Source organism: Bradyrhizobium japonicum USDA 6 (assembly GCF_000284375.1).
GTDB lineage: Bacteria > Pseudomonadota > Alphaproteobacteria > Rhizobiales > Xanthobacteraceae > Bradyrhizobium > Bradyrhizobium japonicum.
Window position 1 is genome coordinate 5,398,086 of the sequence record NC_017249.1, and the last position, 26,130, is coordinate 5,424,215.

A 26,130-nucleotide genomic window follows, 5' to 3' on the forward strand; every position below is an offset into this window, starting at 1 on the left:
ATTACTCAGGAGCGCGACTTCAACCGCGCCAGCCTCGCTGCAATCTCCTTGTCGCGATGCAACGTGCTGAGCTCGTCGATGTCGCTTGAAAACGGGATGGCTGCCGGAACGCCGGTGGCGCGCGCCACCGCCCTGCCCGCGCGCAAGGCCTTAGCTGCCGCCGCGGCACCACCGGACTTCCGGGGCGACGTCGAGGCCTGGTGGCTTGCCTGAGCCTCGCTCTTTTCGAGATCGGCGCGGCGCTGCTCGGCATCTTGCAATGCTGACAGCACGGCGCGCAGCGAGGTCACGCACTGTTCGATCTTCTCGTTGTTCTCGTCGATGGCGCGGGAAAGCACCTCGAACTGCGCCTCGAGGTCCATCTGACGCGCAATGCCGGCGCGGGCGAGATCGTCGCGGCTATCCGCGATCGCGCCCTCGATCTTGGGCGTGAGATCGGTCATCTCGCGTTCGATCTCGGTGCGGCGTGCGTTGAGACGGTACTCCTCGGCGCGCGCGGCCGCGAGCGCATCGCGGGCTTCGCTCTCCGCGCGCTCGATCTCGCGGATGGCCTGGCCAACCACTTTGAGCTTGTTCTTGCCTTCCGCCTGCTCGATCGCGTCATAGGCGATCCCGGCGATCAGGCGCCCGACCCGGGACAGGAAATTGTCGGGGGCGGCAGCGATGGTATCCATGGCGTTCTCCTCCTCTGGCAGACTGTTCGGCGTGACGCCGTAGTGAACTTCGAAGCCGTCGTCGGTGCGGATGAGGTGCGCGGGCGCGCTCTGCCCCCAGCCCTCGGCGTAACCGGCGTAGTCGAAGGGCACGCTGAAGCGCCCCTGCACGGTCGCAATCGAAATGGTGGCGGGGCCCTTGATCTTGGCGAGCTTGTCGTCGAGCGGCAGGCGTCGGCCCTGCGCGGCGCGATAATCGGCACGGTCGCGCAGGCCCAGCGTCACCAGCCGCGACGGCAGTGCGGTTTCTTTCCGGATCGGCTCATAGGCATGGGCGTGCAGCAGGACGACGTTGGAGCCGACGTTATGGCTCCGCGCCACCTCGTCCAGGATCTCCATCATGCGGTCATAAGCCCTAAACGTCGCCTCCATGGCGGCCTTGGCGGCCGGGTCAGGGGCAAGCCTGTAACGCAGCGCGGACGGCGCGTTTTTGGACGACGGGCTCATGAAAAGCACTAAAGCACCAGTTTGGTGCTTTAGGAAGAGGGGGTGCGATCACGTTCCACTGATCCTTGGGCAATCTACGGATTTGTCGCGGCGGCTCGGATCCGCGTTCAAGGCGGGCTATCAACTCTAGATCGCCACCGATCAAGATTTCTTGCACGTGCGGGTTGCAATTTTACACATAGTCCACGCCGAGGAGGAACACGAGCCGGAGCCTGGGATGCACGCACTCTCCCCGCCGTCATTGCGAGGAGCGAAGCCACGAAGCAATCCAGAGTCTTTTCCGTCGAGGGATTCTGGATTGCTTCGCGGAGCCTGTCATCGGGCCGCGCTTCGCGCGGACCCGGTGGCTCGCAATGACGGAGTGCGAGGCACGCGTCGTTCTCCGCCAACTCGCACCGCTACTCGCAGACACGCCTTCGCATCCTCGCGGCTCATTTCGCCCGAGCTTTGCATCGTCCCACCCTCCTTGTCAGAGGGCGCAGGGAAGACCGGGTGCCGGCCGGGCACCCACGGTCCACTGTGCGAAAGGTGGCAACAAGAATCTGCACAGCGGCATACAGGTGAAGCCAAACATCCGGCCTTCCCTGCGCAGTGGTTTTACGACTTATGCCGAGTTCTCCCCGGGGAGCGTTGCACTATTGCCCCCGTCGCCTTGCGGATGGCTGATGCGCGGACCCGGTCGGGCCGCCACATCACCGCAAGACTTGACGCACAGATCCCGGGCGCCAGGACGACACGGTTTTGCCGTACGCGGACCGCATCGGTCGTGTGCGCGCTGGCTGTCGCTCACGGTTGCCCGCCCCGCGACGCCCTTCGCGCCGATGCTGCCTGCGTCCACCGCAGCTCACCCCGCGTGTCGAGACGATCGCGATACGCCCCTCTGACCGGGATGAGGTGCGGGCATGAATACGCCAAAGCCGAATTTCGGTAAAGTGGAATATATTCTCCGAGGCGGATTGACCCGTTGTTTGGGTGTTTTGGCCGTCGGGCAACGCAAGAGATCGTGGGTGCGTAGGGTGGACTAGCGAAGCGTAATCCACCGCGTCTGCTGCCGCGGAGACTGAAGAGGTGGATTACGCCGCGACTACGCTTCGCGCAGCCGCAGGCTAATCCACCCTACGGACCTACCGCGGTCTCACGGCCGCCGGCACACCAGGTCGATCTCGATCAGCGCGTCATAGGCGAGCCCGGTGACGCCGACACACGTGCGAGCCGGCAAACGATCCGGCGCGAAGAAGCTGCGGTACGTCTCGTTCATCGCCGTGTAGTCTTCTTTGAAGCGCGTCAGATAGATCCGCGTCATCACGACGTGCTCGAGGCCGAGATCGAGGCCGGCCAGAACCACCTTCAAATTCTCCATCACCGCGCGGGTCTGCGCGACGATACCGTCGGGCAGCACGCCCGGCGCCTGCGGCGTATCAGGCATCTGGCCGGTGACGAACACAAACCCGTCGGTCTCGACGGCGTGACAGAAGGGCGCGACCGGCTTCGGTCCGCCGTTGATCATGTGGAATTTCACTTGAGGTGTCCTTGTTAAGTCGCGTCCCGGAACAGGCGCTTGCTGAGGATGGCGTGCACGCCCCAATTGCCGTCGACGACCTGCGTCACGCCGAAATCGACGGCGGCCGACATCAGCGCGATCGCCTCGTCCTCGCTGAGGCCTTTGACGTTCATCAGGAAGCGGCGCATTTTCCGGAACGCATCCTTCATGGCGAGATCGAGCGAGGACTTGGCGTAGACTTCGCTCTGCCCCTGCGCGCCGAACTCGGCGAGATAGTTTGGATGGCTGAAGCCGGTCAGCACCCAGTCGGTCTCGGTCTCGATCAGGGGATAGGAGAGATCGGCAAAGGGCCGGCCGGCAAGGTCGGCCTTCTTGTGCAGGATCACCTCGAACGTCCCCGTCATCGAGCATTCGATCGCGGTACCGCTGAGCTCGCCGTCGCCCTGCGTGGCATGGGAATCGCCGACCGACAGCAGCGCCCCGGGCACGGAGACTGGAAGATAGACGGTCGACCCCTTCCCCAGCCGCCCATTGTCGAGGTTGCCGCCGAAATAGGACGGCGGCACGGAGTCGACGAAATCGACCTCGCGCGGTGCCACCGCGATCACGCCGAAATGCGGCCGCAAGGGAATGCGGATGCCATCGAGTACGGCATGGCGGCGCTTCACTGTAGCAGGCACGACGGGGACGCCGGGATAGTCGTAGGTCGAGTGCACGACGCCGAAGGGGTCGGTCTGCGGCTCCCAGCGATAGGAATAGAGCGCGCGGGCGTGCGGCTCCTCGGGATCGTCGAAGATCTCGTAGATGGTGACGATTTCGCGCGGCTTGGGACCGCCGAGAAACTCGTTGTAGTGATAGCCCCACCACGCCGCGACCGAGGAGCCGAATACGCGCCCTGCATGGTTCGGATTGCGGCTCGCGCGCGGCACGATGTCGAGGATGCGCACCTCCAGCACATCGCCGGGCTGGGCATCCTTCACCGCGACCGGACCGGTGCAGATGTGCACGCCGAATCCTTCCCCGGCGCCGCGACCGAACACGCTCGCGTCCATCGGACCAGCGCCGCGACGATCGACGTTCTTCCTGTCCCGCGTCCAGCCGAACACGCTTTCAGCACCGGCATCGCCCGCGATCATCATCTCGGGCGCGTCGGAGGCGTGCTGCGTCAGCGTCTCGATGGTGATGGTGTCGCCCGAGGTGATCTCGATTTGCGGCGACAGCGAGCGGCTGAAATAGCCCCAATGGACGCGACTGGCCTCGACCGGGAGATGGTGGTGCCTGCGTTCCGTGGTCGTCCGCGCCTCAGTGCCGGCACACCCAACGGTGCCGCGTGCCTCGACGCCCGGATGCACGCGGAGTTGCGCCAGCGCCTCCTGCGGCCAGCCGCGCTGACCGGCAACGCCGTGCTGCAAGGTCGCGCGCTCCGCCTCCTGCTGGCGGAATTCGCGCGGCGGCAGACCAAAGCGGTGACGGAAGGCGCGGCTGAAATGTGCGGAATCGCCAAAGCCGTAGGCGTAGGCGATCTCCGAAATCGAGCGATGGGCTTCCGTGGGGTTGGACAGATCAGCCCAGGCACGCTGGAGGCGGCGTTCGCGGACGTAATGGGTGAAATTGTCGCCGACCGTCTCGAACAGCTTTTGCAGGTAGCGCTCGGAAATCCCCTGGGCCTGCGCGACGCGCGCCGGCACCAGTTCGGGATCGTCGAGCCGCCGCTCGATGGTTTGGCAGATCCGATGCAGCAGCGCGGCCTGCGTCGCACTCGATCCGGCATCGGACGTCGAGGCCGCCAGTTGATGCGCGAGCGTCAGGAGCAGGTCAACGAGCGACTGCGCGACCGAATTCCATTCGTCATCGCTCAACGTGTCGAGCGTGCGCGCGGTCGCGTCGAGCAGACGCGAGAACACATCGGCAAAGCCGCTGGGCGGAACCACGCGAGGTTCGCCGAGCCGCGGCTTGCCCGAGAGGCGTCCGTGCAGCGCTTCCGAGGTCACCGACAGCACGATGGCCCGCATGTCACGCTGGAACACGATGCTCCAGTCCCCGCTCCGCGGCAGCAGCACGAGATGGCCGACCGGAACGATGCGGTGGCCGCCGGCGCTTCTGAGCACCATGCCGTCCTCGACCGGCATCAGCGCGATCGGAAGGTCTTCATTCGCTTGCGCAAGCGGTGCGACGCTTTGCGCGCCAGCGGCCATTCGCGTCAGCGCGACACCTGCAGCGTGGCGATGCGATGCGGTTGCATGTCCGTCAAAGAAGGAATGGCTGGTCGCCGGTCGCAGGCCGACCGCCGCCAGCACGTCCCGCCAGGCTTCGGGGCGGTCGTCTTGCGCGTAGGACTCGCTCGTGAACGGCCGGAAGCTCATCGGATCAACCCAGATTGCCGTTGATCGAAGCAACCTCCGTGCCAGACGAACGCGGTCATCCGTCGCAGCGACGGGCCGCAAACGACGTTCGCTGCTCATCCCCTCATCCCGAAAACCGGCTTTGCCTCAATGCATTAGTCGCACCGAAAGATGTTCTTGCGGATCGTGCCGTGGACGCCCCAATTGGCGTCGACGACCTGGGTGACGCCGAAATCGGCGCCGACCGACAGCAGCGAGATCGCCTCGTCCTCGCTGAGACCGTGCACGGTCATCAGGAACCTTCGGAGTTTTCTGAACGCATCGCGCATCGCACGGTCGAGGCTCGAGTGATTGGCAATCTCGGTTTGCGCATCGGCGCCGAGTGCGGCGAGATAGTTCGGATACGTGAAGCCGTAGAACGACCAGGCCTGATCGGTCTCCAGCATCGGATGGTCGAGGCCCTCCAGGTTGGTGCCGGCCAGATCAGCCTTCTTGTGCAGGATGAACTCGAAATCGCCGGTCAGCGAGGTCTCGATCGCGGTGCCGCCGAGCTCGCTGTCGCCCTGCGCGGCGTGGGGATCGCCGACCGAGAAATAGGCGCCGGGAACCGCGACGGGATAAAACATCCGCGCGCCCTTGCCGATGCGCCAGTCGTCGATGTTGCCACCAGTATAGCTCGGCGGGATCGAGCTGACGAAGTCGGCTTCCGACGGCGCGAGGCCCATGGTGCCGAAATGCAAGCGTGCCGGCACCTTCACGCTCGACAGGATGTTCTCGCGTTTTTTGATGGTGGCGTGATCGACGCGCACGCCGGGATAATCGATGGTCGGATGCACGATGCCGTCGGGGTCGGTTTGTGGCGTCCAGACGTAGTTGTAGACCGCTTTGGCATAGGGCTCGCCCGAGGTGTCGAGCTCGAAGATGGTGACGACCTCCCGCGGCTTCGGCTCCTCGATCAAATCGTGATAGTGAAAGCCCCAGTTCGCCGCGACGTTGGAGCCGAAGCAACGCCCGGCGTGGCAGGCGCTGCAGCTGGGTCGCGGCCGAATGTCGAGGATGCGCACTTCCAGGATATCGCCGGGCTCGGCACCTTCGATCGCGACCGGTCCGGTGAGGAGATGCACGCCGATCCCCTCGCCCGCGCCACGGATGAAGGGGCCTTCGACCGGGCCTGAGCCGCGGCGCGCGACCGCCTTGTGCTCGCGCGTCCACTGGAACACGCTCTCGGCGCCGGAATCGCCCTGGATCATGCGCTCGTAATCGTCATTGGCATGATGGGTCAGCGTCTCGATGGTGGCGCGGTCTCCGGAGCGCAGCGTCAGGGCCGGCGCGACTTTCTTGGAGAAATAGCCCCAGTGAACTGTCTTCGGCGAAACCGGCAGCGTGAAATGCTTCATGACTTTAACTCTTCTGACTTGGCCTCTTCGGGAGTCTTGAACCTTCTGGGGACGGCGCTCATCGCACCACCTCCGGAGTCTTGTCAGCTTCCATCACGCTGAGGAAACGCGCCGTCAGCGGATTGCGGGGATTGGAAAGCACCTCGTGCGCCGGTCCCTCCTCGATGATCGTGCCGCCGCTCAGGAAAGCGACGCGGTCGGCGACTTCATCGGCGAAGCGAATCTGGTGCGTCGAGATGATCATGGTGAGGCCGTCGTCGATGGCGAGGCGCCGGATCACTTCCAGCACCTCGTTGACGAGCTCGGGATCGAGCGCCGAGGTCGGCTCGTCCAAGAGCAACACGCTTGGATTGGGCGCCAGCGCGCGGGCGATGGCGACGCGCTGCTGCTGGCCGCCGGAGAGATGTCGCGGCAGCGCGTCGGCGCGATGCGACAGCCCGACGCGGTCGAGCAACTCGGTAGCGCGGCGGTCGGCGTCGATGCGGGTCATGCCGTGGACCCAGCGCAGGGGGCCGGCGATGTTCTCCTTGGCCGACAGATGGGCGAACAAATTGAACTGCTGGAACACCATGCCGACACCGACGGTTGCCCGCTCGTTGGCGATCGCCCGGGGTGACAGCAACTTGCCGTTATCGTCAAAGCCGAGGCGGCGGCCGCCGACGCGTACGGTGCCCCCGTCCCAGCTTTCAAGATGGTTGATACAGCGGAGCAGCGTGCTCTTGCCGGAGCCGCTGGGGCCGAGCAGCGCGACCACCTCGCCAACGCGAACGGTGAGATCGAGGCCGTCGAGCACCTTCTGCGCGCCGTAGCTCTTGGTGAGGTCCTTGGTCTCGACTGCGATGTTGTTGCGCGCGATCGTCGCGGCACGCCGCGTGCGCTCCTCTCGGGTCAGAGCAAGCGGCGGCGTGTCGGTCAGCTCGGCCTGCACGGGTTCGGGATCGGCAACGGTCGCCTCAGTGAGCTCGAGCTTCGTGCCGAGGTCAACGCGGCGCCAGGGTAGATAGTCGGCAAGCTTGCGCTCCCGCCCCTTGGCGCGGTCGAGATCGAGCAGCCATTCGACGAACAACTGGATGACGCTGATGGCGAAGGTCAGCACGAGGTACAAAAGGCCAGAGGCGAAGAAGATCGAGAAGAAGTCGAAGGTCGAGGACGCAAGCTGCGTCGAGCGCAAGGTCAGCTCCTGGACCGCGACGACGGACGCCAGCGAGGAATTCTTCAGTGCGCTGACGGCCTCGTTGCCGAAGGCCGGGATCATGGTGCGGATCGCCTGCGGCGCGATCACCCGCCACATCAGGATCCGCGGCGTCATGCCGAGCGCCTGACCGGCCGTCACCTGCCCGCGGTCGACGCCGAGCACGCCTGCGCGCAGCATCTCCGCGATGAACGGCGCCTCGTTGCAGGCGAGCGCGAGGCCGGCCGCCAGCACCGCCGGCAGCTTGATGCCGATATGCGGCAGCGCGTCGTAGGCGAACACCATCTGGAGGATCAGCGGCGTGCCGCGGAAGATCACGGTATAGGCCCTGGCGATCGCCGCCAGGGGCCAGAAGCGGGAGAGCTGCATGCCGGCGAGGATCAATCCGAGGATCAATCCGCCGCCGAGCCCGAGGGCGGTCACCTCGAGGGTGAGCTCGATGCCCTCGAGCAGATACGGCATGCTCAGGTAATGGAGAAACAGCGACATCAGTCAGCCGTCAGAATGTCAGGCTCCTTGAAGTTGTTCACATCGAGCCCATGCTTCTTCAGAAGCTCCATATGCGTGCCGGCCTTCTGCACCTCGATCAGCGCGGCCAGCACGGCGTCGCGGAATTTCGGCTTGTCCTTCGGGACGGCGATGCCGACCGAATACGGGATCGTCACCGCGATCGCCTTCTCCAGCTTGTCCGGATAGGCCTTCACCGCACTGTCGACGGTGTTGACGTCGTTGATGTAGGTGTCGGCGCGGCCGGCCAGGATCGCCTGGACGCAGTTGGCGTTGTTGTCGTAGAGCTGGATGGTCGGCTCGGGCTTGCCGGCCTTCTTGCACTCGGGGACCAGCGCCTGGATCAGGGGCACTTCGACATAGCCGGTGTTCTCGGCGGCGGCCGTACCGCACATCGACATATTGATGCCGTTGATGCCTTTCGGATTGCCCTTGGCGACCAGCACGCCGTCGAACACTTTCGAGTAGGTGATGAAGTCGGCGGCCTTGGCGCGCTCCTTGGTGGCGTAGATGTCGGAGATGACGATGTCCGCCTGGCCGGCCGCGAGTGTTGTGAGGAGTGCTGCGAACGTCACCGGCTTGTAGGTCAGCTTGAAGCCGAGGCATTCGCCGATGGCCTCGCCAAGATCGATGTCGAAGCCGATATATTTGCTGGGATCCTTCGGGTCGATCGTCTCATAGCCCGGTGTATGCGGGTTGATGGCGTTGACGAGGGTCTTGCCCTTCCAGTCCGGATATTTCTCCTGGAGCGCGGCGCAGGCGGCGGGCGCGGCGGCCTGCGCGCTCAGCGGTGCCGCGGCGACGAGGCCGAAGGCGATGCCGGCGCCGAGTGCGACCTTGCGCCATGCCAATGATGCGCGTGTCATCCCCCGCGCATGGGGCAATACCCGTGTCTCCATCTCCAGCTCCTTCGAATTGTCATGGCACTGGCCATGTTCCAGATCTCGGGAGCGAGCCTAGGTGGAGTTCTCCGCGGAAAGCTTGTCCGCGGGCGTACAAAAAATTGGATGAATGGGGCCCGCGAATTGGGCAGCCCGCTGCACAAAAACTGTTCGTGCGTCGGGCGTCGTGCGGGACGCAATTCCGAATTCGGGAGAACCAAATGATTTTGCGCGACGCAATAATCTGCACGGTCCGAGAATCATGCAGTGTTGTCATTTGACGGAGATATGACGGTCAGGGGCCGTATCCACGGCCGATATCCAAACTAGATCACTGTCCGTCCACAGGCTGTCCGCAGCATATCCACAGGCCGACTATGCCGGATTCGCGAGACCGTACAGGCCACTTGCTGCGCACAAACCCACAGGGCAGCTATGTCAGCTGCCGGCCTGGTCGAAAACGGTGCGGCAAGCCTCGCTCAAGCTTGACCGGTTACGGCGAAGACAGGCCGTGATGGCGCGGACGTTGGGGATCTCGCCGGCGCAGAGCCGGTAGACGTCGGGGGTGCAGGCCCGGCGCTGCTCCGGGGTTCCCTGCTGCGCCTGAGCGGCGGTGGCGAACAGCGCCAGGAACAGCCCGACCGTCGAGGCGCGGCGCGCCCGGCTCCTCGCAGCCGCAAACCGCAAGAACCTTGCCTTCATGACCAAGTCTCCCGTCTGCCTTGCCCACCCTCGGCCTTCGCTGGCCGGTGTCGTGCCAAGGGGTAGGAGAAATAAATTGTGGGGGATGTGATCTCTTTCACACTGAGGCCGGACGGGAGGAACGTACGGTTCCGCGGGGATTTTAGGGAATCGCTAACCAATCCGAGCCCGATCGCCGGATCGCTAAAATGCGAACGGTCGGCTCAATCGGGTAACAAACCGGCTTTGCGACATTGCGCCATCCGCGTTCTGCGAGGGTGCGATGAGCGAAGCCGAATTCAACTTGCTGCTGGATGCCGTCCGGGACGCCATGGTCTATCAAGATTTCGCGCCCGAGCCGGAGGAGGAATTCGTGCCCCGCTCGTGGTCGTACGTCGCAACGCCCAAAGCCGCCAATGACAATGAGGGCGCCTGGCCCCTTCTGCCGTTTCCGGACGGCTGGTACGCGGCCGGTTGAGGCCACTTTCAACGTCAACCGATGCGCCCGCTCCCGCGGGCGTTTTGCTGTCGGCCATGCGCCGGAACGGCGCGGTGCCGATCAGGTCTTGACCCGCTCTTCGCTGTCCTGCGGCGCCCGGTCGGGTGCGGCCGGCGGAAAGATGCTGTCATAGATCGCACGGGCCTCGCGAATGAGGCGGGCCCGCTCCAGCTCGGATTTCGGGACAAATCGGACGACGTCGTTCACGTGCTCTCCAGCTCCAGGGGTTCGTGACGCATCACTTCGCAGATGCGAAGTCCATGCCATCGGGCCTGAATCGCTGGTGTCCGCCAAGCCCCGGGCAAACCCGGTGTGCACGGCCTGGCAGGCCTTAGCCGCGCGCTCGGTGGAACGCGCGGTGAGCAAAATTTGTGATGAGATATCAGGAGGTTGTTATGGAGGCCACGACCAGAATTGAACTGGTGTACACGGTTTTGCAGACCGTTGCGTAACCACTCCGCCACGTGGCCCCGTAAGGGCGGAGCAATATAGGGGATCAATGGCTTAGGCAACCCCGACCCGGCGTTTACGCCTTGGCCCGGCCGGGGTCGGAAAGATATTTCGCAAGAATCGCATCGGTCGGGCCGGCCGCGGTCATCCGCCCCTCCTCCAGCAGGATCGCGCGGTTGCAGGTGCTCTGGATCAGCTCGATGTCGTGGGAAGCCAGCACCAGGATGCCGGCACGGGCCACGATCTCATCGAGCCGCTGCCGCGCCTTCCGGCGGAACTGCTGATCGCCGACGCCGATCCATTCGTCGAGCAGGACGATCTCGCCGTCCACGGCGGTCGCGACCGCGAAGATCAGGCGCAGCATCATGCCGCTGGGAATAGGGTGCGCAGCGGCAGGTCGAGCCTGTCACCGAGTTCGGTGAACTCGGCGATCTCCGCCCGCCGCGCATCGATCTCGGAGCGCCGCGCGCCGATCACGAGCCCGCGGCGTATGATGTTCTCATAACCTGTTGCTTCCTCGTCGAAGCCGGCCGACAGGTCGAACAGCGACAGGCAGCGGCCGAGCACGTCCAGGCTGCCGGCGGTCGGATGATAGATGCCGGCGAGAACCCGCAGCAGCGTGGTCTTGCCGGCGCCGTTGGCGCCGATGATGGCGACGCGGTCGCCGGCGCGGATGTCGAGACTGACGTCGTTGAGCGCGGGGACGATGTGCGGCACCACTGGCGTCCGGCGCAGCGTCACCGCGCTGACGAAGCGGCTGCGCAGCGAGCGGTCGCGGAACGACAGCACCGGAAAGTTGACCGAAACGTTGCGAAGCACGATGTGGGCAGCAAGGCTCATGCACGCCTCACAGCCAATACGCCACGCGGTGGCGGTATTTTGCGTAGCAGCCGAAGGCGACGACGGCTACGACGATCGCATAGAGCGACCCGAGCAGCCATTGCCCAGGATCGGTCGGCTGCGACAGCAGCGGCCTGCGCACGAGGTCGAGCAGCGTCGCGAACGGATTGGCGCGGATCAGCCAGTGGAACGCGGTGCCACGCAGGGCGTCCTCGGTCCAGATGATCGGCGTCAGGAAGAAGATGAATTGCAGGCCGCTGACGATCGCCGTGCCGATATCGCGAAAGCGCGCGCAGAGCATGCCGAGCGCGACCGAGCCGCCGAGCAGAACGATGAGCAGGATCGCAAAGCCGGGCACCGCGAGCAGCATGTTCCAATACAGCGGCCATGGCATCACGATGTAGAGCAGCACCACGATCACCAGATGATGCGCGAAGATGAGGACGTTGCGCGCGATCATCTGGAGCACATGCACGATCAGCGGCGCCGGCACGGCCTTGATCAGGTGGCCAGACGCCACGAAGATGCTGGAGCCTTCCTGGAGCGTCGTCGCGATCAGGGTCCAGACGATCAGGCCGACGGCGAAGGGCGGCAGGAAACCGGCGATGTCCTGCTTGAACAGTGCGGCGTAGACCGTGCCGACGCTTGCAATTGTTGCGGCGAGCGTCAACGTGATCCAGAGCGGGCCGATCACGGTGCGCCGGTAACGCAGCGAAATGTCCATCAGCGCGAGCGTGCCCCACCGATCGGGCCGCGCCGCCTGTGCAAGGATTTCCTTCGCCGCTGGCTGAATTCGACTGCCCCCTACCGATTCCGGCCTTCCGATGCCGCGACAGGATAGCCGCTCATCAGCCGCTGGTCTCTATCCGGTCGCCGTGCGCCGGGCAATCAACCGTACGGATGATGAAGGCCGAGGTCAGGCCCGCTTGCGGCGGCGGAAGTCGCGCCGACCGCCCTTTGGGGCCGGTTTCGGCGCCAATTCCGGCATCTCCGCCTGGACTTCGCGATAGCGCGTCAACATCCGTTCAAAACTGGCATTCAGCGTCTCCGCGATGTCGGGGCGCTTCTCGAGACTGGCAAGGATCGTCGCGGCGGCCTCGATGGTCGAGAGCCCGTCCTTGCGCGGCTCCTTGCGCAGGCGGCCGTAGCGCGACGGATGCGCCGGGTTGAGGATGACGCGCTGGCATTTCAGCATCCAGGGATTGCGCCACCACAGTGCCTTGGCCTGGCTCCAGGTGCCGTCGAGCAGCACCACGCCTTCGAGCTTGCCGAGGATCGCGCGCTGGTTCTCCGCCACCTCGCCCTTGCGGTTGAGCGCGAGTATCTCTCCCTCGGCTTCGAGATCGGCCGCGCGGGCCGAGCCGAGATAGAGCACGGCCCAGTGCGAGGCGTTCTCGACCGGCCGCCCCAGCGCCTTGGACAGGCTCGGCCAGGACAGGCCGACCCGCACCGTGGCATTGGCGAAATGCTTTGCAAGCAGCCGCGCGGTGCCGAGCGCCCTGTCCTGCTCCTGCGGATGCTGGAGGATCAGGAGCGAGAGCCGGTTTTCAATCGGCGTGACGCTGTCGCAGATGCACAGCGGCATCGGCTTCTGGCAGTGCGGGCATTCGGGGATCGGATCGGCCGGCGCGGCAGCGGTGGGGTTCGACATGGCCGCCGCTATACGCTTCGAACCGCGGTTCAACAACCTATTCCGCGGGCGCGGCGAGCGGACGCGGCTCGGAACGGCGGCGCAGGCGGTCGATCAGCAGGTAGATCACGGGCGTCGTGTAGAGCGTCAGGATCTGCGAGACGAACAGGCCGCCGATGATGGTGATGCCGAGCGGACGACGGAGCTCCGTGCCGGGGCCGGTCGCGATGACCAGCGGAATGCCGGCGAACAGTGCCGCCATGGTCGTCATCAGGATGGGGCGGAAGCGGGCCTGGCAGGCCTCGAAGATCGCCTCCGCCGAGGACAGGCCGCGCTGGCGTTCTGCATCGAGCGCGAAGTCCACCATCATGATGCCGTTCTTCTTGACGATGCCGATCAACAGGATGATGCCGACGAAGGCGATCACCGTCAGCGGCGTGTTGGTCAGCTGCAAGGCGAGCAGCGCGCCGAGCCCCGCGGACGGCAGCGTCGAGATGATCGTCAGCGGATGGGCGAGGCTCTCATAGAGCACGCCGAGCACGATATACATCGCCACCAGCGCGCCGAGGATCAGCAGCGGCTGGCGGCCGCTGGTCCTGGCAAAATCGCCCGCGTTGCCGTCAAAACTGCCGCGAATGCCTTCCGGCATGTGCAGTTCCTCGACCGCGCGCTGCACGTTCTGGGTGGCTGTCTGAAGCGGCACGTCCGGCAACAGGTTGAACGACACCGTGGTCGAGGGAAACGCCTGCGAATGATAGACCGCCAGCGCAGCGAGCCCGCGCGTCGCGTGCACCACGGCCGACAGCGGCACCTGCGCGTCATTGGCACCGGCGACATAGATGCGATCGAGGTTGGATGGGTCGACCTGGAATTTCGGGTCGATCTCCAGCACGGTCATATACTGGTTGCGCTGGGTGTAGATGATCCCGATCTGCCGCTGCGAAAATGCGTTGTTGAGCGCGTTGTCGATATCCTGGACCTTGACGCCGAGCGCCGAGGCCTTCTGGCGGTCGATCGAGAGCGTGAGTTGAAGCCCGCCGGGATCGCGGTCGCTGGAAATATCCGTGATGCCCTCGACGCTCTCCATACGCTTGGCCACGATCGGCGCCCATTTCTGGAGCAGGCTGAGGTCAGTGCTGGTCAGCGTGTACTGGTAGTCGGAATCGCTCTGCCGCCCGCCGGCGCGGACGTCCTGGGCGGCGAACATGAACAGGCGGATGCCGGGCACCGGGTACAGGGCGCGCCTGAGACGGTCGATCACGACCTGCGTCGAGACGTGGTCGCGCTCCTCTGGCGGCTTCAGGCTGATGAACATGGTGCCGCGGTTCGAGGTCGCTCCCCCCGGCCCGCCTCCGCTGCCGACCGTCGAGCCGATGCCGGCCACGGCCGGATCCTGCATCACGATCTCGGCGAGCCGCTGCTGCAGGCCGAGCATGGACTGGAACGAGATGTCGGCCGAGGCGCGCGTCGCGCCGATGACGAAGCCGGAATCGTCGGTCGGGAAATAGCCCTTGGGGACCTTGATGTAGAGCGTCACCGTGAGGCCGATTGTGGCGAAGAACACCAGCAGCGTCAGCAGTGGATATTGCAGCACGGTACGCAAGCTGCGAGCGTAAAACGTGACCACGCGCGACAGCGAACCTTCGATCAGCCGATCGAACAGCGTCGCAGTCCCGGACGTTGTCTGCCGGATGTAATGGGCGCAGATCATCGGCGTGACCGTCAGCGACACCAGCGTCGAGACCAGGATCGCGAAGGTCAGCGTCAGCGAGAACTCGCGCAAGAGCCGACCGACGATGCCATCCATGAAGATCAGCGGCGTGAAAGCCGCAATCAGCGACAGGCTGATCGAGACCACGGTGAACCCGATCTGCCGTGCGCCTACCAGGGCCGCCTGGAGCGGCCGCATGCCATGTTCGAGATTGCGGTACATGTTCTCGATCATGACGATGGCGTCGTCGACCACGAAGCCGACCGAGATCGCCAGCGCCATCAGCGACAGATTGTCGATCGAGAAGCCCGCGACCCACATCCCGGCACAGGTCCCGGCCAGCGCCAGCGGCACGGAGATGCCGGCGGCGATCGTCGGCGTCAGCCGCCGCAGGAACACGAACACCACGACCATCACGAGGACGGCGGTTGCCAGCAGCGTCCACTGCATGTCGAGCACGCTGGCGCGGATCGTGCTGGTGCGATCGACCAAGGTGGAAATATCGACACCCGCCGGGATCCATTGCTTCAGCGCCGGGATCAGCGCCTTCACCCGGTCGACGGTGTCGATGACGTTGGCGTCGCCCTGCTTGGTGATCTGGATCAGCACCGCCGGCTGCTTGTTGAACCAGGCGATGGAGCGGGCATTGCGAACCGAGTCCTCGATATCGGCGACGTCGGACAGCCGGACGAAATTGCCGTTCGAGCTCTTGATGACGATGTCGCGGAACTCTTTCGCCGTCCGCATCTGCTTGTTCAGCGACAGCGTCTCGCTCTGGCGCTCGCCGTTGAAGATGCCGACGGGACCGAGTGGGTTGGCGTTGATGATCGCGGTCCTGACGTCGTCGGTGGCAATGCCGGCGTTGGACAGCGCGACGGGGTTGAGCTGCACGCGCACCGCCGGCTGGTCGGCGCCGCTCACCGTCACGTCGCCGACGCCAGGCACCTGCGAGATGCGCTGCGCAATCACGGTATCGGCGACGTCGTAGATCGCGCTGGCCGACAGCGTCTTCGAGGTCAGCGCCAGCACGAAAACGGGCGCGCCGGCCGTGTTCGCCTTGCGGAAGCGCGGTAGCGTCGGCAGGTCGCTCGGCAGGTCGATCAGCGCGGCGTTGATCGCCGCCTGCACGTCGCGCGCGGCCTTGTCGATGTTGCGGCCGATGTCGAACTGGAGCTGGATGCTGGTCGTGCCGAGCGACGACGTCGAGGTGATCTGGTTGATGCCCGCGATCTCGCCGAGCCGACGCTCCAATGGCGAGGCCACCGTCGCCGCCATGACGGATGGGTCGGCGCCCGGCCGGCTGGCCGACACGAAGATGGCGGGGAAGTCGACGTTCGGGACCGAGGCGACGGGAAGGAACTCGTAGGCGACGACACCCAGCAGGAACAACCCGATCGACAGCAGCGTGGTCGCGACCGGACGGCGGATGAACGGCTCCGAGATCGATGCCATCACTGCATCCCCTCGGTCGCGCCCGCGACCGGCGGGCCGCCGGATTCGGCCGGCGGCAGAGCCTGCTCGAGGCGGCGGTTGATGCGGTCGAGCGCGAGGTAGATCACGGGCGTGGTGTACAGCGTCAGCAACTGGCTGAGCAGCAGGCCGCCGATGATGGAGATGCCGAGCGGAAAGCGCAGCTCGGCGCCGGTGCCGCTCTCGATCGCGAGCGGCAACGCGCCGAACAGCGCCGCCAGCGTCGTCATCATGATCGGACGGAAGCGCAAGAGACAGGCCTGCACGATCGCCTCGTTCGGCGACATCCCCTGCCCGCGCTCGGCCTCGAGCGCGAAATCGATCATCATGATCGCGTTCTTCTTGACGATGCCCATCAACAGGATGATGCCGATCAGGCCGATCACCGAGAGGTCCTGCCCGCACAGCATCAACGCCAGGATCGCGCCGACGCCGGCCGAAGGCAGTGTCGACAGGATGGTGATCGGGTGGATGTAGCTCTCATAGAGCACGCCCAGCACGATGTAGATCGTGATCACGGCGGCGAGCAGCAGCCAGGGCTGGCCGGCGAGCGCCTTGGCGAATTCGGCGGCGTCGCCGGCATAGACGCCGACGATGCTGTTGGGCATCCCGATCCGGGTCTCGATCGTCTTCACCGCCTCGACGGCATCGCCGAGCGCGGCGCCCGGGGCGAGGTTGAAGCTGAGCGAGATCGACGGGAATTGCGCCTGGTGCGAGATCGCGAGCGGCGCCGTGGTGCGCTTCAGCGTCGCCACGGCGGAGAGCGGCACCTGGGCATTGGGCCCGCCAACGATGCTGCTCGCCGCGCCCGGCAGATACAGCTTCGACAGGATCGAGGGGTCGCGCTGGTACATCGGCAGCGCCTCCAGCACCACGCGGTACTGGTTGGCCTGGCCGTAGATGGTCGAGATCTGCCGCTGCGCGAACGCGTCGTTGAGCGTGTCAGTGATCCCCTGCAGGCTCACGCCGAGCTGTCCGGCCCGGGTCCGGTCCACGTCGAGCTGCGCCCGCAGGCCGCCCTCCTGCGCCTCCGAGGAGACGTCGCGGAACAGCGGATCGCGCCGCATCTCGGCAACGAGCTTGCGCGCCCATTCCGACACCAGCGTCGCGTCGGTCCCGGTCAGGGTGTACTGGTACTGCGAACGGCTCGACTGGGTCGAAATCTGCACGTCCTGCACCGGCTGGAAATAGACGGTCATGCCGGGGATAGCCGACACCCGTTCCTTCAGCCGGGTCACTACCGCGCTGACGTCGTCGCGCCGCTCGCCGCGCGGCTTCAAGGTCATGACGAGGCGCCCGACATTGGTGGTCGGGTTGACCGAGCCCGCCCCGATCACCGAGACCACGCCGACCACATCAGGATCGGCCTTGATGGCATCGGCCGCCTCGGCCTGCCGCTTCTGCATCTCGGTGAACGACACGTCGGGTCCCGCCTCTGTCACCGCCGTGATCGAGGCGGTGTCCTGAAGCGGCAAAAAGCCCTTTGGCGCGACGACGTAGAGGACGAGGGTCGCGACCAGCGTGGCGAACGTCACGAGCAGCGTGGCGCGCTGGCGTTCCAGGACCCAGAGCAGCGTGCGGTGATAGAACTCGACGGTGCTATCGATGAAGCGGCTGATCGCGGCCAATCCCGGCACAGCCAGTTCCTCATGGGCGTGCTTGAGCAGCCGGGAGCACATCATCGGCGTCAGCGTCAGCGAGACCACGGCCGAGGTCACGACCGCGATCGTCAGCGTCAGCGCGAATTCGCGGAACATGCGCCCGACAAGGCCGGACATGAACAAAAGCGGGATGAACACCGCGATCAGCGACACCGTCAGCGAGATTACGGTGAAGCCGATTTCGCTGGCCCCCTTCAGCGAGGCCTCCATCGCGCTGTCGCCGTTCTCCATGTGGCGGACGATGTTCTCGATCATGACGATGGCGTCGTCGACGACGAAGCCGGTGCCGATGGTGAGCGCCATCAGCGACAGATTGTCGAGGCTGAAGCCGGCGAAATACATGATGCCGAAGCTGGTGATCAGCGACAGCGGCAGCGCCACGCCCGCGATCAGCGTGGCCCGCAGCGAACGCAGGAACAGCAGCACCACCAGCGTCACCAAGACGACGCTGAGGATCAGGGTGAACTGCACGTCGCGGACCGAGGCGCGGATGGTGACGGTGCGGTCGGAGACGATGGTGAGGTTCACGCCGGCCGGAATGGCGCGCTGGACCTTTGGGATTTCCGCCCGGATCTGGCTGACGACATCGATGACGTTGGCGCCGGGCTGGCGCTGGATGTCGATGATGACCGCCGGCGTGCCCTGGTACCAGCCGCCGGTGCGGTCGTTCTCGAGGCCATCCACGATCTGCGCGACGTCGGCGATCGTGACCGGCGAGCCGTTGCGGTAGGCAATGATAATAGGCTTGTAGGCGTCGGCGGCGGCGATCTGGTCGTTGGCGGCGATGATGTAGGATTGCTGCGCACCGTCGAGCGAGCCTTTTGGCCCCGAGACGTTGGCGTTGGCGATCGCGGCGCGCAGATCCTCCATCGCGATGCCATAGGCGGCGAGGCGCGCCAGATCCGCCTGGATGCGTACGGCCGGCTTCAGCCCGCCGAGCACCGAGACGCGCCCGACGCCGGAAATCTGGCTCAGCCGCTGCGCCAGAAGCGTGTCGGCGATGTCGCTCATCGCCCGCAGCGAGATCGTGTCCGAGCGCAGCGCCAGCGTCATCACCGGCGCGTCCGCCGGGTTCACCTTGGCGTAGGTCGGCGGATAGGGCAGCGTCTTGGGCAGCACGCCGGCCGCCGCGTTGATTGCCGCCTGCACGTCCTGGGTCGCGCCGTCGATGTCGCGGTTGAGGTCGAACTGAAGCGAGATCTGGCTGACGCCGAACGAACTCGTCGAGTTCATCGCCGACAGCGACGGGATCTGGCCGAGCTGCCGCTCCAGCGGTGCGGTGATCAGCGAGGCGATCACGTCGGGGCTTGCGCCCGGAAGCTGCGTCGTCACCTGCACGGTCGGGAAATCGACCTGCGGCAGCGCCGAGACTGGCAGCGAGAAATAGCCGAGCGCGCCCCCGATCAGCAGGGCGATGCCGAGCAGCGAGGTCGCGATCGGGCGGCGGATGAAGGGTTCGGAAACACCCATGGGATCTGCCTGCCGCTCAGGCGGCTGTTGTCGGGATCATGGCTGCTTGGCTCCAGGTCCCGATGCCCCCGGCCCCGGCGCCGGTCCGGTCTGCCCCTTCTGGTCGCCCTCGCTGCTGCTCCGTTTGGCGCGGTGCTCGCCGTCTTTGCCCTGTCCGTCCTTTTGCCCGTCCTTGGCCTGCCCATCCTTCTTCTGGCCATCCGGGCCGCGCGTGCGCTTGCGCGGGGCGAGATCGGCCGACGGTGTCTGGTCATCGCGGCCGACGACCACCTTGGACCCGTCGGACAGATTGGCAAAGCCCGTCGTGACGACCTTGTCGGTCGGCGACAAGCCGTTCGCAATGACGGCGTCATGCTCGTTCTGCTGGGTCACTGTCACCGGCTTGGCGGAGACGACATTGTCCTCGCCGATGACGTAGCTGAAGGTGCCGATCGGTCCGCGCTGCACCGCCGATGTCGGCACCACCAGCGCCTGCATCAAGGTCTCGACCTTGAGGCGGACATTGACGAACTGGCCCGGCCAGAGCTGGTAATTGGCGTTGGGGAATTCCGCCTTGAGCTTGAGCGTGCCGGTGGTCTGGTCGACCTGGTTGTCGATGCCGGTCAGCTTGCCGGTGTCGATCACGGTGATGCCGTCATTGCCGAACACGTCGACCGCGAGCGTGCCCTTCGACGCCGCCGCGTTGACGCGCATGATCTGCTGCTGCGGCAGGCTGAACCACACCGCGATCGGCTGCAATTGCGTAATCACCACGAGGCCCGTGGTGTCGGCAGCGTGGATGATGTTGCCCTGGTCGACCTGGCGCAGGCCGGCGCGGCCCGAAAGCGGCGCCACGATCTTGGTGTAGCTCAGCGTCGCCGCCGCATTGTCGATCGCGGCCTGGTCGGCCTTGACCAGCGCCTCGGTCTGCGCGACCGCGGCGCGCTGGGTGTCGGCCTGCTGCTTGGAGCCTGCGTTGGAGGCAGCCAACTGCTCGTAGCGCGTAAGGTCGATGCGCTGGTTGGCGAGCTGCGCCTCGTCCTGCGCCTTCTTGGCGACGGCCTGATCATACGTCGCCTGGTAGAGCGCGGGATCGATCTCGCCGAGCACGTCACCCTTCTTGACGTCCTGGCCCTCGGTGAATTTCACGGCGATCAGCTTGCCGTCGACCTGCGACCGCACGGTCACGGTGTTGAGCGCGCGGATCGCGCCCACGCCGTCGAGATAGACTGGCACGTCCTGGATGCGGGGCGTCGCCGCCAGCACCGGCACCGGCAGATCGGGCCGCTGGTTGCGGCCATTCGCCTGCTGCGGCTGCTGATGCCAGACGGTCCAGCCGAAATAGCCGAGCGCGCCAAGGATGGCGAGCGTGATCAGGGTCATGACGAAGCCGCGGCCGCGCGATTTCTTCGCCGTCCCCTCTTTCGCGCCTTCCTTCGTATCCGGCTTAAAGAGCATTGACCGGTTTCTCCATTCGCGGCTCCCAGCCGCCGCCGAGCGCCTGATACAGGCTGACGATGGCGAGAAGCCGTGCGAGTTGGGCCTGCCACAACGCATCTTCGGCCTGAAATAGTGTCTGCTGGACGTTCAGCACAGTCACGATGTCGGCCGTGCCGGCGCGCAATTGCTGCTCGGCGAGATCGAAGGCGCGCTTCGACGAGGTCACGACATCGCGCTGCAATTGCAGCTTGATCGTGGTCTGCTTGATCGAATAGAGCGCGTTGTCGACGTCCGCAAACGACTGGATGATGGTCTTGCGGTAGGTCTGGAGCAACTCGTCCTGCCGGGCCTTGGCGAATTCGAAATTGCCGAGGATCTTGCCGCCGTCGAAGATCGGCTGCGTGGCGCTGCCGACGAGCTGGAAGAAGGCCGCATGCGGCTGGAACAGCGAGACCAGCGCCGAGCTCTGATAGCCGCCATTGCCGGTGAGCTGGATGGTCGGAAAGAACTGCGCGCGGGCATTGCCGATGTTCGCGGTCGCCGAGGCGAGCTGTGCCTCCTGCCGGCGGATGTCGGGCCGCTGCGTCAAAAGCTCCGACGGCAGGCCGGGCGTGACGCGCGGGATGGCGATCTTGTTCAGCGAGCCGCCGAGCACGCGGACGCTCTCCGGCGGCCGCGACACCAGCACGGCGAGTGCGTTGACGTTCTGGTCGAGCGTCTGGCGCAGCGGCGGCACCAGCGCCTTCTGGTTGGCGACCACGCTCTCCTGCTGGGCGACGTCGAGATCGGTGCCGGTGCCGGCCTTGCGGCGCTCGCGGATCGCATCGAGGATCCGCTGCGCGCTGGCGATGTTGCTCTGGGCGGTCCGCAGGCGATCCTGCGAGGCCAGCACCTGGAAATAGGCGTTGGCGACGCCGGCGAGCGTCGTCAGTGCGACGACGTCACGATCGAAACGGTTGGCATTCGCCGTCTCTTCCGCCGTTTGGAGCGCATCGCGGTTCTGGCCCCAGAAGTCGAGCTGGTAGCTCGCGCTCAGCGACGCCGAATAGTTGACGACCTCGCGGCCGCCGATCGACAGACCCGAGGCGCTCGAACCCGAGGTGCGTGAATAGGTTTCCGATCCGCCACCCGACAGGCTCGGCAGCAGCGCCGCGCCCGCCTGCCGCGCCTGGGCGTCAGCCTGGACGATGCGCGAGACGGCGGCGGCGATGTCGAGATTGACGGTCTGCGCCTCCTCCATCAGTTGCGTCAGCTCCGCGGAGCGAAAGCCGCGCCACCAATCCAACGACGGCGGCGCATCCGGCTTGCCCGCGTATTTGTACTGCGCGGGAACATCGAGTGCGGGATCGGGCAGATCCTGCGTCAGCACGCAGGCGCCTGAACTGGCGGCAAGGCACACCGCGGCAACCCATTGCGCCGCACGCGACGTCCGGAACGTAAGGCCGGGAGATCGCCCCATGGCGACCGCAGGACCATCCTGTGTCACATCCATCCCCCGCCGGGCAGATCGATCCGCCACCGCAGAGCCGGATTAACCGATTCGTGGCGGGACGGCCGGGGGCGTTTATGTGACTCGTTCACAGCCGTGATGCTTTCTGCGGAACCTGTAGTTCATACTAGCGGGGCGCGGAACAGGGGGACAGTCCCGCACCTGCGAAATGCGGCCCCGAATGCGCCGATGTCGAGCTCACGCAAATACAAAATATACCTGTCTCACAAGGGTTTTTTGTATTCCAACCTTGCTCCGAGGCGCATTCAAGCTTACCAAGATTTCATGTGATATTGCTGCCACGCCGACGCCAGCGCCACCGGTCCCGGCAGGCGCTCCACCGAAACCTGCGCCGCGGCGCACCGCAGCTTTCCCGGCCTTGGCTGAGCGCACGGCGCGCTATGATCGGGGGCTGGCCTGCAATTGCGCTGTGCACACGGCGGTGGACTGCCGGAGGTACCCCGCCAGCACCTTGGCGACCGGCGCAGCGCGCACCTATATCATTCAAATGATTCGACGCTGACCGTTTGCGGGGCGCCCTCGGGTCCAGCGATATGAGGCGTAGGGGGGCGCCTGGCTCGCGGTCGGACTGCATCCGTTCAGGTGATGGATCCGCCGATGTCGCATACCATTTCGGTGACGTCAGACACCATAGATACAGTGCTTGCCGATCTGCCGCGCATCGTTCGGCTCGCGCTCAGTTTTGGCGCGCGGCTGCGACGAGGCACGCTCGACGTCACCCTGCCCGACGGACGCGTGATCCGCCTCGGCGGCCAGGAGCCGGGCCCGAATGCGGCGATGCGGCTGCACAATTACGGTTTCGCTTCGCGCCTCATCAACGGCGGCGACATCGGCATCGCTGAGGCCTATCTCGCCGGCGACTGGGACACGCCGGACCTGACGCAATTCCTCTACCTGTTCTGCGTCAATCACGATCTGATCCAGGCCATGCTGAACGACAAGCCGCTGATGCGGTTCGTCCAGCTGCTGCAGCACTGGTTCAACCGCAACACCCGCCGTCAGGCGCGGCGCAACATCCACGCCCATTACGACATCGGCAATGCGTTCTATTCGGCCTGGCTCGATCCCGGCATGACCTATTCCTCGGCGCTGTTCGAGGAGAGCACTTCCGATCTCACGGCAGCCCAGACCAACAAATACCGCCGGCTCGGCGAGGCGCTCGACCTGAAGCCTGGCCAGACGCTGCTCGAGATCGGCTGCGGCTGGGGCGGCTTCGCCGAGTTTGCCGCAAAGACCTTCGGCACGCGCGTGGTCGGCCTCACGATCTCGACCGAACAGCGCGATTTTGCGCAGAAGCGCATTCACGAGGCGGGTCTTGCCGAGAAGGTTGAGATCCGTCTTCAGGATTATCGCGACGAACGCGACCGCTACGACCGCATCGCCTCGATCGAGATGATCGAAGCCGTCGGCGAGCGGTTCTGGCCGAAATATTTCGCCCAGTTGCGGGACCGGCTGCTGCCCGGCGGCCTCGCCGGCATCCAGGCGATCACGATCCAGGACAGTCTGTTCCAGGGCTACCGGCGCGAGGTGGACTTCATCCAGCGCTACGTCTTTCCCGGCGGAATGCTGCCCTCGCCCGCCGTCCTCAAGTCGCTCGGCGACAGATTCGGCCTGCCGGTCATCCGCGAGCGCATCTTCGGGCAGGATTATGCCAAGACGCTGGCCACCTGGCGGAACAACTTCCAGACGGCCTGGCCGGGCCTCGTGCCGCTCGGCTTCGACGACCGGTTCCGGCGGCTGTGGGAGTATTATCTGTCCTATTGCGAGGCCGGATTCCTGTCCGGAAATATCGACGTCCGGCAAGTCATCTTCGCAAAGCAGCAATAAGGGTTTGCGGGGTCGGCCTGCAAGGGTCGCTTGTAAGGCCCGCCACCCTACTTTAGGGTCGCGCCCACCCTATGATCCAGCCGGTAATTGCCTGACATGACCATCAAAAATGACGTTGTCGAAGCCATCGGCAACACCCCCCTCATCAAGCTCAAGCGCGCCTCCGAGCTGACCGGCTGCACCATTCTGGGCAAGGCCGAGTTCATGAATCCGGGCCAGTCGGTGAAGGACCGCGCCGGCAAATGGATGATCCTGGAGGCCGAGAAGCGCGGCGAGCTCAAGCCGGGCGGTCTCGTGGTGGAGGCGACCGCCGGCAACACCGGAATCGGCCTCGCGGTCGTGGCGAGCGCGCGCGGCTACCGCACGCTGATCGTGATCCCGGAGACGCAGAGCCAGGAGAAGAAGGATTTTCTGAAGCTGTGCGGCGCCGAGCTGATCGAGGTGCCGGCCCTGCCCTATGCCAATCCCAACAATTATCAGCATGTCGGCCGCCGGCTCGCCGACGAGCTGCGCAAGACCGAGCCCAATGGCGTCCTGTTCGCCGACCAGTGGAACAACCTCGACAACGCCAAGGCGCACTACGAGTCGACGGGCCCCGAGATCTGGGAGCAGACCGGCGGTAAGGTCGACGGCTTCGTCTGCTCGGTCGGCAGCGGCGGCACGCTCGCCGGCGTCAGCCGCTATTTGAAGGAAAAGAACAAGGACGTCCAGATCGCCTGCGCCGATCCGCATGGTGCCGGCATGTTCGAATATTTCCGGAGCGGCGACGCCAAGGCGACGCCGGGCGGCTCGATCACGGAAGGTATCGGCCTCAACCGTGCGACCGCAATCGTCGAGAGCGCCAAGGTGGATGACGCCTATCTCGTTCCCGACGCGGAAGCCGTCACGGTGATCTACGAGCTGCTCCAGCACGAAGGTCTGTGCCTCGGCGGTTCCACCGGCATCAACATCGCCGGCGCGATACGACTCGCGAAACAGCTCGGGCCCGGCAAGACCATCGTCACCGTGCTCTGCGATTCCGGCAGCCGCTATCAGTCGAAGCTGTTCAACGCGGATTTCATGCGCGCCAAGAACCTGCCGGTGCCGGAATGGCTGGAGAAGCGCAGCAACATCAAGCCGCCGTTCGTTTAGCCGCCATGTAGGGTGGGCAAAGCGAAGCGTGCCCACCATCCTTGCCGCGATCGCCGAGGGATAGTGGGCACGGCGCGACGCGCCTTTGCCCACCCTACGAGATCACCGCAAGATCTGGCTCAGGAACAGCTTCGTCCGCGCGTGCTGGGGAGCGGCAAAGAACTCGTTCGGCGTATTGGCCTCGATGATCTGGCCGGCATCCATGAACACGACGCGGTTGGCGACCTCGCGGGCGAAGCCCATTTCGTGGGTGACGACCAGCATGGTCATGCCCTCCTCGGCGAGGTCGACCATGGTGTCGAGCACTTCCTTGACCATTTCGGGGTCGAGCGCCGAGGTCGGCTCGTCGAACAGCATCACCTTGGGGTTCATCGTCAGCGCGCGTGCGATCGCGACGCGCTGCTGCTGGCCGCCGGACATCTGGCCCGGAAACTTGTTGGCCTGGTGCGGGATCTTGACCCGCTCCAAAAACTTCATCGCGGTCGCCTCAGCGTCCCTTTTGGGGATGTTGCGCACCCAGATCGGCGCGAGCGTGCAATTGTCCAGCACTGTCAGATGCGGGAACAGATTAAAGCTCTGGAACACCATGCCGACTTCGCGACGCACCGCGTCGATGTGCTTGAGGTTGGGCCCGAGCTCGATGCCGTCGACGACAATCTCGCCCTCCTGAAACTCCTCCAGCGCATTGATGCAGCGGATCAGCGTCGACTTGCCGGAGCCCGAGGGGCCGCAGATCACGATGCGCTCGCCCTTGCGGACCTCGAGGTCGATGTCGCGCAGCACGTGAAACTCGCCGTACCATTTGTTGAGGCCGGAAATCTTGACGATGGGGTCTGACATGGTGAGCTCGA

Annotated in this window: 18 protein-coding genes, 1 tRNA gene and 1 pseudogene; 3 read left to right on the plus strand and 17 right to left on the minus strand. The window is 65.3% G+C overall.

The window, feature by feature from the left end; translation table 11 throughout:
• Positions 1–5: 5 nt before the first annotated feature.
• From BJ6T_RS25575 to BJ6T_RS25605, 7 genes are all read right to left on the minus strand, one after another.
• Positions 6–1,169, minus strand: coding sequence for a PspA/IM30 family protein (locus tag BJ6T_RS25575; protein ID WP_014495395.1), 1,164 nt, complete (start codon positions 1,167–1,169; stop codon positions 6–8).
• Between the two features lie 1,126 nt (positions 1,170–2,295).
• Positions 2,296–2,679: a RidA family protein gene (locus BJ6T_RS25580; protein ID WP_014495396.1), complete on the minus strand. Its 384-nt coding sequence runs from the start codon at positions 2,677–2,679 to the stop codon at positions 2,296–2,298.
• A gap of 14 nt (positions 2,680–2,693) precedes the next feature.
• Positions 2,694–5,024 carry an acetamidase/formamidase family protein gene (locus BJ6T_RS25585; protein ID WP_014495397.1) on the minus strand — a complete coding sequence of 777 codons (2,331 nt, stop codon included), beginning with the start codon at positions 5,022–5,024 and terminating at the stop codon, positions 2,694–2,696.
• A 134-nt stretch (positions 5,025–5,158) separates the two neighbouring features.
• Positions 5,159–6,400, minus strand: a complete 1,242-nt coding sequence (locus tag BJ6T_RS25590) for an acetamidase/formamidase family protein (protein ID WP_014495398.1) — start codon at positions 6,398–6,400, stop codon at positions 5,159–5,161.
• 58 nt (positions 6,401–6,458) lie between these two features.
• Positions 6,459–8,081: an amino acid ABC transporter permease/ATP-binding protein gene (locus tag BJ6T_RS25595; protein ID WP_014495399.1), complete on the minus strand. Its 1,623-nt coding sequence runs from the start codon at positions 8,079–8,081 to the stop codon at positions 6,459–6,461.
• Entirely contained in the window at positions 8,081–8,998 is a 918-nt protein-coding gene (locus tag BJ6T_RS25600; RefSeq protein WP_014495400.1) for an ABC transporter substrate-binding protein, read from the minus strand. Before BJ6T_RS25600 ends, BJ6T_RS25595 begins: the two co-directional genes overlap by 1 nt.
• A 420-nt stretch (positions 8,999–9,418) precedes the next feature.
• Complete coding sequence (locus tag BJ6T_RS25605) at positions 9,419–9,682, minus strand: hypothetical protein (RefSeq protein ID WP_014495401.1); 264 nt, start codon at positions 9,680–9,682, stop codon at positions 9,419–9,421.
• A gap of 262 nt (positions 9,683–9,944) precedes the next feature.
• Between BJ6T_RS25605 and BJ6T_RS25610 the strand changes: the two genes are divergently transcribed.
• A complete protein-coding gene (locus BJ6T_RS25610; RefSeq protein WP_014495402.1) occupies positions 9,945–10,139 on the plus strand; it encodes a hypothetical protein in 195 nt (64 codons plus the stop codon).
• Between the two features lie 81 nt (positions 10,140–10,220).
• Here BJ6T_RS25610 and BJ6T_RS47425 read toward each other — a convergent pair whose 3' ends face one another.
• The 9 genes and pseudogenes from BJ6T_RS47425 to BJ6T_RS25650 all read right to left on the minus strand — a co-directional run bounded on the left by BJ6T_RS47425 (position 10,221) and on the right by BJ6T_RS25650 (position 22,303).
• Positions 10,221–10,367 carry a hypothetical protein gene (locus BJ6T_RS47425; RefSeq protein WP_014495403.1) on the minus strand — a complete coding sequence of 49 codons (147 nt, stop codon included), beginning with the start codon at positions 10,365–10,367 and terminating at the stop codon, positions 10,221–10,223.
• Between the two features lie 189 nt (positions 10,368–10,556).
• A tRNA-Cys gene (locus BJ6T_RS25615) sits at positions 10,557–10,630 on the minus strand.
• A 56-nt stretch (positions 10,631–10,686) separates the two neighbouring features.
• A pseudogene (locus BJ6T_RS49705) lies at positions 10,687–11,450 on the minus strand (ABC transporter ATP-binding protein).
• A gap of 7 nt (positions 11,451–11,457) precedes the next feature.
• Positions 11,458–12,174, minus strand: coding sequence for an ABC transporter permease (locus BJ6T_RS25625; protein WP_014495406.1), 717 nt, complete (start codon positions 12,172–12,174; stop codon positions 11,458–11,460).
• A gap of 192 nt (positions 12,175–12,366) precedes the next feature.
• The gene (locus BJ6T_RS25630) at positions 12,367–13,101 is read right to left on the minus strand and encodes a tRNA-uridine aminocarboxypropyltransferase (RefSeq protein ID WP_014495407.1); all 735 of its coding nucleotides are present in this window, start codon (positions 13,099–13,101) and stop codon (positions 12,367–12,369) included.
• Between the two features lie 37 nt (positions 13,102–13,138).
• Positions 13,139–16,243 carry an efflux RND transporter permease subunit gene (locus BJ6T_RS25635; protein WP_014495408.1) on the minus strand — a complete coding sequence of 1,035 codons (3,105 nt, stop codon included), beginning with the start codon at positions 16,241–16,243 and terminating at the stop codon, positions 13,139–13,141.
• Entirely contained in the window at positions 16,243–19,392 is a 3,150-nt protein-coding gene (locus BJ6T_RS25640) for an efflux RND transporter permease subunit (RefSeq protein WP_014495409.1), read from the minus strand. Before BJ6T_RS25640 ends, BJ6T_RS25635 begins: the two co-directional genes overlap by 1 nt.
• 36 nt (positions 19,393–19,428) lie before the next feature.
• Complete coding sequence (locus BJ6T_RS25645) at positions 19,429–20,829, minus strand: efflux RND transporter periplasmic adaptor subunit (protein ID WP_014495410.1); 1,401 nt, start codon at positions 20,827–20,829, stop codon at positions 19,429–19,431.
• On the minus strand, positions 20,819–22,303 hold the full coding sequence (locus BJ6T_RS25650) for an efflux transporter outer membrane subunit (RefSeq protein ID WP_028169536.1): 1,485 nt from the start codon (positions 22,301–22,303) through the stop codon (positions 20,819–20,821). The genes BJ6T_RS25645 and BJ6T_RS25650 overlap by 11 nt, the downstream gene beginning before the upstream one ends.
• Positions 22,304–22,918: 615 nt before the next feature.
• Between BJ6T_RS25650 and BJ6T_RS25655 the strand changes: the two genes are divergently transcribed.
• Complete coding sequence (locus BJ6T_RS25655; RefSeq protein WP_014495412.1) at positions 22,919–24,148, plus strand: SAM-dependent methyltransferase; 1,230 nt, start codon at positions 22,919–22,921, stop codon at positions 24,146–24,148.
• Between the two features lie 96 nt (positions 24,149–24,244).
• Positions 24,245–25,279 (plus strand): cysteine synthase A, encoded by a 1,035-nt coding sequence (locus tag BJ6T_RS25660; protein ID WP_014495413.1) that lies wholly within the window; start codon positions 24,245–24,247, stop codon positions 25,277–25,279.
• A 102-nt stretch (positions 25,280–25,381) separates the two neighbouring features.
• Here BJ6T_RS25660 and BJ6T_RS25665 read toward each other — a convergent pair whose 3' ends face one another.
• Positions 25,382–26,119 carry an amino acid ABC transporter ATP-binding protein gene (locus BJ6T_RS25665; protein WP_014495414.1) on the minus strand — a complete coding sequence of 246 codons (738 nt, stop codon included), beginning with the start codon at positions 26,117–26,119 and terminating at the stop codon, positions 25,382–25,384.
• Positions 26,120–26,130: the final 11 nt, after the last annotated feature.

What these genes read in the sequence shown, in the direction of transcription:
- BJ6T_RS25665 (WP_014495414.1), bottom strand. Translation starts at nt 26,119, where the DNA reads ATGTCAGACCCCATCGTCAAGATTTCCGGCCTCAACAAATGGTACGGC.
- BJ6T_RS25645 (WP_014495410.1), bottom strand. Translation starts at nt 20,829, where the DNA reads ATGCTCTTTAAGCCGGATACGAAGGAAGGCGCGAAAGAGGGGACGGCG.
- BJ6T_RS25655 (WP_014495412.1), top strand. Translation starts at nt 22,919, where the DNA reads ATGTCGCATACCATTTCGGTGACGTCAGACACCATAGATACAGTGCTT.
- BJ6T_RS25605 (WP_014495401.1), bottom strand. Translation starts at nt 9,682, where the DNA reads ATGAAGGCAAGGTTCTTGCGGTTTGCGGCTGCGAGGAGCCGGGCGCGC.
- BJ6T_RS25640 (WP_014495409.1), bottom strand. Translation starts at nt 19,392, where the DNA reads ATGGGTGTTTCCGAACCCTTCATCCGCCGCCCGATCGCGACCTCGCTG.
- BJ6T_RS25625 (WP_014495406.1), bottom strand. Translation starts at nt 12,174, where the DNA reads ATGGACATTTCGCTGCGTTACCGGCGCACCGTGATCGGCCCGCTCTGG.
- BJ6T_RS25650 (WP_028169536.1), bottom strand. Translation starts at nt 22,303, where the DNA reads ATGGATGTGACACAGGATGGTCCTGCGGTCGCCATGGGGCGATCTCCC.
- BJ6T_RS25585 (WP_014495397.1), bottom strand. Translation starts at nt 5,024, where the DNA reads ATGAGCTTCCGGCCGTTCACGAGCGAGTCCTACGCGCAAGACGACCGC.
- BJ6T_RS25595 (WP_014495399.1), bottom strand. Translation starts at nt 8,081, where the DNA reads ATGTCGCTGTTTCTCCATTACCTGAGCATGCCGTATCTGCTCGAGGGC.
- BJ6T_RS25660 (WP_014495413.1), top strand. Translation starts at nt 24,245, where the DNA reads ATGACCATCAAAAATGACGTTGTCGAAGCCATCGGCAACACCCCCCTC.
- BJ6T_RS25610 (WP_014495402.1), top strand. Translation starts at nt 9,945, where the DNA reads ATGAGCGAAGCCGAATTCAACTTGCTGCTGGATGCCGTCCGGGACGCC.
- BJ6T_RS25630 (WP_014495407.1), bottom strand. Translation starts at nt 13,101, where the DNA reads ATGTCGAACCCCACCGCTGCCGCGCCGGCCGATCCGATCCCCGAATGC.
- BJ6T_RS25590 (WP_014495398.1), bottom strand. Translation starts at nt 6,400, where the DNA reads ATGAAGCATTTCACGCTGCCGGTTTCGCCGAAGACAGTTCACTGGGGC.
- BJ6T_RS25600 (WP_014495400.1), bottom strand. Translation starts at nt 8,998, where the DNA reads ATGGAGACACGGGTATTGCCCCATGCGCGGGGGATGACACGCGCATCA.
- BJ6T_RS25635 (WP_014495408.1), bottom strand. Translation starts at nt 16,243, where the DNA reads ATGGCATCGATCTCGGAGCCGTTCATCCGCCGTCCGGTCGCGACCACG.